This is a genomic window from Pseudomonas sp. P5_B2 (assembly GCF_056400445.1).
Genome location: NZ_JBFULH010000233.1, coordinates 1 through 6,683, shown reverse-complemented (window position 1 = coordinate 6,683; position 6,683 = coordinate 1). Strand labels below are relative to the sequence as shown.

Here is a 6,683-nt window from a genome sequence, read left to right as displayed (position 1 = left end):
GGCTTGCTCGCGAAAGCGGAGGATCAATCGGCACAAACGGTGACTGATCCATCGCTTTCGCGAGCAAGCCCACTCCCACATTTAATGGGGTATGACACCCAATCGGGTTAACCGTGCATCCGGCCGAAGCGACCGGACTGGAAATCGGCGAAGGCCTGGTGAATTTCCTGTTCGGTGTTCATCACGAACGGGCCGTGACCCACAATCGGCTCATCGATCGGCTCACCACTGAGCAACAGCACGACTGCATCCTCGCTGGCTTCAAGGGTCAACTGATCGCCCTCGCGATCGAACAACGCCAACTGACCTTCGCGCACCGATTCCAGGCCATTGACCTGAACCGTACCGCGCAACGCCACCAATGCTGTGTTGCGACCCTCGTGCAGGTCCAGGGTCAGCAACTTGCCGCCATTGAGGCGCAGGTCCCAGACATCTATCGGCGTAAAAGTGCGCGCCGGGCCGGTATGGCCGTCGAACTCACCGGCAATCAAACGCAGGCTGCCGGCCTGATCCTTGAGCGGGATGCTCGGGATGTCGCCATCGAGGATCGTCTGGTAACCGGCATCGGCCATTTTGTCCTTGGCCGGCAGGTTGACCCACAGCTGCACCATTTCCAGCGTGCCACCGGATTGGGCGAAAGCTTTGGAGTGAAACTCTTCATGCAGGATCCCGGACGCAGCGGTCATCCATTGCACATCGCCCGGGCCGATCTTGCCGCCACTGCCGGTGGAATCGCGGTGCTCCAACTCGCCCTTGTAAACGATCGTCACGGTTTCGAACCCACGGTGCGGATGCTGACCCACACCCCGTCTATCAGTGGTCGGCGTGAATTCGGCAGGGCCGGCGTGATCCAGCAGCAGGAACGGGCTGATATGTTTGGCCAGGTTGTCGTAGGAAAACAGCGTACGAACCGGAAAGCCGTCGCCTACCCAATGGGCGCGTGGGCTGGTGTAGATACCGATGATGTTTTTCATGGTGTCTCCTTAAGAGGTGGTTGAAGCCATGCACAAAGCTTAAAACTGAACCCTCTGTGGCACTAGACGGCAAAAATCAGTCTGAGCGTTCTATCTGGGGAACGATGGGAGAGGCGGTTAACCTCGCTGACATCACTTGAATGACACGACACACGGCGCTGGCGGAGTTTTTATTTCGGACATAATATCAATCTAAATTACAGCCATAATATCCGCTCCGCGCGAGGACAAGATCATGCAAAGCCCCACCCGCGACGCCACGCTGGCTCAATGGATCGCCCAGGAACGGGCCATGCGCGCCCGTCTTGCCGGCCCTGGCAGCCTCTCGATGGCCGATGTCAGTGCGCTGTCGCCTGCCGAATTCTTCGACGGCATCGGTAACGGTGAACTGCCCTCGCCGCCCATTGGCACGCTGATGGATTTCATTCCCATCGAATGGTCAGCCGGACTGTTTATCTTTCAAGGCACCCCGGACGCACGGCATTACAACCCGCTGGGCAGTGTGCATGGCGGGTATGCGGCGACGTTGCTGGACTCGTGCATGGGATGTGCGATTCATACGCAGCTGAGGAAGGGTCAGGGCTACACGACTCTGGATCTGCGCATCAGTTATGTGCGTGCGCTGACCGGCGCCAGCGGGCCGGTGCGCGCCGAGGGCAAGATCGTTCACTTGGGGCGTTCGACCGCGCTGGCCGAGGGACGGATTTATGATGTGGATGGGCGGCTGTATGCGACGGGATCGACGACTTGCATGATTCTTGAGGCTCGCGGGTAAGGCATCGCACCACGCTAGTCTGGCTTGAGGTGCTGTCCGAGACTTTTCATGGCGTGCTGCAGGTGATCGACGGCCTCGTCGATCAACGCCGCGCGGCCCTCGGCGCAGGCTTGTTCCAGGTCATCGCAACACTCCATCAAACGTTCTGCACGGACCATGCGCGCGCAGCCCTTGATGCGGTGCGCCAGTTCACGGAGGCGCGGCCGATTGTCGCCGGCGTGAGCTTGCAGCAGGTGAATGCGGTCATCGCGGTTGGTCTCGGCCAATTCACGCAGTAATTGATTGATCAGCGTGCGGTCTTCACCTACGTAAAGTTCCAGGCCGGTCAAGTCCATTTCTCGGGAAGCTTGCGTGTCGACCGGGATCGGCGCCTCACTTGAAAATCGTGATGCCAGCCACGCGCTCAAATCCGCCAGCAGGATGGGTTTGAACAAGCAGTCGTCCATGCCCGCGTCCAGGCATCGAATCTTTTCCTCAGGCTGCGCATTGGCGGTAAACCCCAGGATCAGAGTGGGCGACAATCCATAGGCACGCTCTTCATCACGAATCGCGCTCGCTAATTCATAACCGCTGAGCCCAGGCATATTGCAGTCGCTGATGACGACATCGAACTCATGGGCGCGCCATAGTTCGAACCCTTGTTCGCCATCCTCGGCGTCTATGACGCGGTGCCCCAGATAGCTCAGCTGACGGTTCAGCAACAAGCGATTAGCCGGATAATCATCGACCACCAAAATCGTCAGCGGTCGGGTGGATGGCGCTAATCCACTGTCCGCCGCGTCACTGGGAGGCAAGGCTTTCAACGCCACCAGCGACAGACTGATGTCGGCTTGAGTGCCCCGCCCAAGGACGCTTCCGAGCACCAGCCGCCCTCCCATCATTTCGCACAAGGTGCGGCTGATTACCAGCCCCAGACCGGAGCCCTTGCGGCCCGACTGGTGGCTGTTGTCCGCCTGGACGAACGGTTTGAACAAGCGCTGCTGATCAACCGCGCTGATGCCAATGCCGGTGTCTTCGATGTGTACGGCCACCGCCAGATGACCTGAAATGCCCGGCACCACCCGCAGTGTCAGGCTCACCTCACCGGCATGGGTAAACTTGATTGCATTACTTAACAGATTGGACAGCGCCTGCTTTAAACGCGTTGGGTCGATCAACACGTCACGATCACTGCGCGCGTCCAGATCGACTCGCCAGGTCAGGTCTTTTTCCCGGGCCAGGCCTTCGAACACACGGCACACCGATGCCACCAGCTTATGCAAATTGACACGTTCGGGCGTCAGCGTCAGGTGTCCGGATTCGATGCGGGCGATGTCCAGGATATCGCCGATCAACGCCAGAATCTGCTGTGCGGCGGTGGATGCCACCTCCAGCGCGGAGCTGTCAGCCACGCCCTCTTTCGCCCGCACCCCGGCCAATTCGAGCATGCCGATCAGCGCATTCATCGGCGTGCGGATTTCGTGGCTCATGGTCGCCAGAAACGTGGTTTTCGCGCGATTGGCGTCGTCGGCGGCGTCCTTGGCGTCTTGCAATTGCTGCAACCACTGTTGACGTTGGCGGATCTGTCGACGCTGCCAGGCGATCCAGCCCAGTGCCAGCAAGAGCAAGGCGGCAGCGACGGCAAACGCCTGCAAGATGGCTGGGCGATGACGCAACCAATAGCTGTCATCCATCACCAACTCATTGCCCCAGCGAGCGACCAGACCATCCATTTCTTCAGGCGAAATACTCAGCAGGGCCTTGTTCAAAATCGATTGCAACTCCAGAGCACCGTGCTCTGTTGCCATGGCGATGCGCGCCGGCTCATCGCCAACGGTGCTGCTGATCCGCAAACGTCCCTGGTAATACCGGGCAATCAAGTAACGAGTCACGAACAATGAGCTGACTGCGGCATCGGCCTGTCCGTTCATGACCCAGGCTGTGTGAAAACTCCCGCAATTGTCTAATCTTCTGATCGTCGAGATCGTAGCGGGGGCGATCATGAAGCGATTTATTGAAGGTGAGGCTCGGACGCAAGTCACGTTGCTGCCGGAGTGCCTGGATGATTACGTGACCGAAGAAAATCCAGTCCGGGTGGTCGACGTTTTCGTCGATGAACTCGACCTGGGTGCACTTGGGTTTGAAGGTGTTGATCCTGCTGCAACGGGGCGTCCGGCCTACCATCCCGCGATCCTGCTGAAGATCTATATCTACGGCTACCTCAATCGGATTCAGTCCAGCCGTCGACTAGAGCGTGAGGCCGAGCGCAACGTCGAGTTGATGTGGCTGACAGGGCGTTTGGCCCCAGACTTCAAAACCATTGCTGACTTTCGCAAGGACAACGGCAAAGCCATTCGCAGCGTATGCCGCCAGTTCGTAGTGCTTTGCCGCAACCTCAATCTCTTCTCCCAATCAATCATCGCCATCGACGGCAGCAAGTTCAAAGCCGTCAACAACCGTGACCGTAACTTCACCCAGGGCAAAGTGAAGGCGCGCATGCAACAGATCGAGCAGAGCATTGACCGTTATCTGGCGGCGATGGATTCAGCGGATAGGGCAATGCCCGAAGTGGCCGAGGCCAAAGCAGAGCGGCTGAAAGAAAAGATAGAAACGCTGAAAAAGCAGATGCAGAAACTCAAGGAAATCGAGGYGCAGCTTCACGAAACTCCAGACCAACAAATCTCTCTTACCGATCCAGATGCACGCTCAATGGCCACGAGCGGCCGAGGCACCGGGACGGTTGGTTACAACGTCCAAACAGCTGTCGACGACAAGCACCATCTGATCATTGCTCATGAGGTGASCAACGTTGGTAATGATCGTGGGCAACTGAGCAATATGGCGAACCAGGCGCGTGAAGAAATCGAGGCTGAATCGCTAACGGTGGTGGCCGACCGCGGCTATTACAAAGGCCTGGAAATCCTTGCTTGCGAGCAAGCCGGCATCACCACCTTCGTGCCGAAACCCCTGACATCGGGCAGCAAAGCCGAAGGCCGATTTGGTAAGCAGGACTTCATCTACGTTGCTGCATCGGACGAGTATCGATGCCCTGCGGGACAGTTACTGACCCGGCGGCATTCTTCAGTAGAAGACGGCATGCTACTGCACTGCTATTGGTTCTCTGGCTGCCAGTCCTGCGCAATGCAAAAGCAGTGTACGACGGGTAAGGAGCGCCGGGTAAAGCGCTGGGAACATGAAGCCGTAGTCGATGCGATGCAGGCACGGCTGGAAAGTGATCCAACGATGATGAGGCGTCGCCGACAGACCGTTGAACATCCTTTTGGAACGCTCAAATACTGGATGGGAAGTACCCACTTCCTGACCAAAACCCTACCAAGGGTAAGTACCGAGATGAGCCTTCATGTGCTCGCGTACAACCTCAAACGGATGATGAGCATCTTCGGCATCGCAGGACTGCTTGAAGCGATCAGGGCGTGAATCCAGCCGTTTGATCGTCCATGAGCGGCTGTTTGTGCCGCTGACGCGGCCCAAGCAGCATCACGAATGCCTATGTAGTTGGATAWGGCAATTCGCGCTTTCGCCTGCCGATTTCGCAGGTAACGCACGCAACTCTCAGTTTTTGACGTACTCAGTGCGTTTTCACACAGCCTGGGTCGTAAGCGGACATCGCGCCCCCTGAGGTCACCAATCAACTGGAATACCGCTACGCCCGCGTTGTTGACGAGGATATCCAACGTTCCATGCTTTGCTTTTACGGTTACGCATGCCCTGTGGAGCTGCCGAGTGCAACGAGGCTGCGATCTTCAAAGGCAAGATCAAAAGATCGCAGCTTTCGGCGGCCTACAGGGGAACAGGGTTGAATGTGGGAGCGAGCATGCCGTTGGCTGATTTTGACTCAGGCAATCCCCCGTGACTGGTTTTCCCAAAACGGTTTGCGTAGCTCGGTTTTCAACACTTTGCCGACGCTGGTTAGCGGCAGTGATTCGCGGAACTCGATGCTGCGGGGGACTTTGTAGCCCGCGATGTACTGACGGCAATGAGCGATGATGTCTTCGCCACTGACGCTGCAATCGGGTTTAAGAATGATCACGGCATGCACGGTTTCGCCCCATTTCTGGCAAGGAATACCGATGACCGCGCTTTGCACCACCGCCGGATGGCGGGCAATGGCCGTCTCGACTTCGGCGCTATAGATGTTTTCGCCACCGCTGACCACCATGTCCTTGAGTCGGTCACAGACGAAAACAAACCCCTCCTCGTCCATATATCCACCGTCACCCGTATGCATCCAGCCACCGCGCAGGACTTCGGCGGTGGCCTCGGGCTTGTTCCAGTAGCCGAGCATCACGTTCGGGCCGCGGACGATGATCTCGCCCACTGTGCCACGAGGGACCTCATTGTCCAGAGTGTCGACGATACGGATTTCGACGCAGGCCGCTGGCAGGCCTGCCGAGTACATCCTGCCGTTAGCCTGGCACTCGGGTGTGTGATGCTGCACACCCAGGGTTGTCGCGGTAGGTGCCAGTTCGGTCATGCCGTAGTTTTGCGAGAAACCGGCATTGAAAAAAACGTTACGCGCGCGGTCAAGTAACGCCGGGGTAATCGATGACGCCCCATAACAGATACGTTTGAGCGACCCGACTTGCAGTGAATGGTCCTGACTCTGGTACCAGTCCAGAAGCATTTGGACCATCGTGGGTGCCAGCAGAATCTCGGTAACCTTTTCCTGGTCGATGGCCTCTCTGGCGCGTACCAGCGCAAGGCCAGGCCGAACTGGCCGCTGTCCCGGGCGTCTTTGGTTTTGGTGCGCGGGATGTAGGCGTCGTCCGTCAGGCCAGGGGCCCCGGTGTTGTTGGCCACGCCCGGTGCCAGGTCGAGACCCGCCAGCAYGGCGCGGTCGTTGCAGCCTTCCGGCGTCACGTCGTTGCCGAAGAAGGTGCCGCAGTTGTCGATCACCGACGGCGCCCATTCAATCTGGTAGAACGCCTCGGTGG

4 protein-coding genes and 2 pseudogenes are annotated in these 6,683 nt (G+C 58.2%); 2 read left to right on the top strand and 4 right to left on the bottom strand.

What is annotated here, in order from left to right; translation table 11 throughout:
• Positions 1-107: 107 nt before the first annotated feature.
• On the bottom strand, positions 108-974 hold the full coding sequence (locus AC1DRJ_RS16895) for a pirin family protein (protein ID WP_477803160.1): 867 nt from the start codon (positions 972-974) through the stop codon (positions 108-110).
• A gap of 235 nt (positions 975-1,209) precedes the next feature.
• On the opposite strand from AC1DRJ_RS16895, the gene AC1DRJ_RS16890 reads away from it, so the two are divergent.
• Positions 1,210-1,749 (top strand): PaaI family thioesterase, encoded by a 540-nt coding sequence (locus AC1DRJ_RS16890; RefSeq protein WP_477803159.1) that lies wholly within the window; start codon positions 1,210-1,212, stop codon positions 1,747-1,749.
• Positions 1,750-1,763: 14 nt separating this feature from the next.
• On the opposite strand, the pseudogene AC1DRJ_RS16885 reads toward AC1DRJ_RS16890, so the two are convergent.
• Positions 1,764-3,662 (bottom strand): annotated as a pseudogene (locus tag AC1DRJ_RS16885) (ATP-binding protein); the annotation flags it as partial.
• A 67-nt stretch (positions 3,663-3,729) separates the two neighbouring features.
• Here AC1DRJ_RS16885 and AC1DRJ_RS16880 point away from each other — a divergent pair.
• Positions 3,730-5,166, top strand: coding sequence for an IS1182 family transposase (locus AC1DRJ_RS16880; protein WP_477803158.1), 1,437 nt, complete (start codon positions 3,730-3,732; stop codon positions 5,164-5,166).
• 418 nt (positions 5,167-5,584) lie between these two features.
• On the opposite strand, the gene AC1DRJ_RS16875 is transcribed toward AC1DRJ_RS16880, so the two are convergent.
• Together AC1DRJ_RS16875 and AC1DRJ_RS16870 are read right to left on the bottom strand one after the other, a co-directional pair.
• A complete protein-coding gene (locus tag AC1DRJ_RS16875) occupies positions 5,585-6,373 on the bottom strand; it encodes a class I adenylate-forming enzyme family protein (RefSeq protein WP_477803157.1) in 789 nt (262 codons plus the stop codon).
• Positions 6,374-6,486: 113 nt separating this feature from the next.
• Positions 6,487-6,645: pseudogene (locus AC1DRJ_RS16870) on the bottom strand (hypothetical protein); the annotation flags it as partial.
• Between the last annotated feature and the right edge of the window lie 38 nt (positions 6,646-6,683).

Coding starts and splice junctions, on each gene's coding strand:
- AC1DRJ_RS16895 (WP_477803160.1), bottom strand. CDS start 974: ATGAAAAACATCATCGGTATCTACACCAGCCCACGCGCCCATTGGGTA.
- AC1DRJ_RS16890 (WP_477803159.1), top strand. CDS start 1,210: ATGCAAAGCCCCACCCGCGACGCCACGCTGGCTCAATGGATCGCCCAG.
- AC1DRJ_RS16875 (WP_477803157.1), bottom strand. CDS start 6,373: ATGCTTCTGGACTGGTACCAGAGTCAGGACCATTCACTGCAAGTCGGG.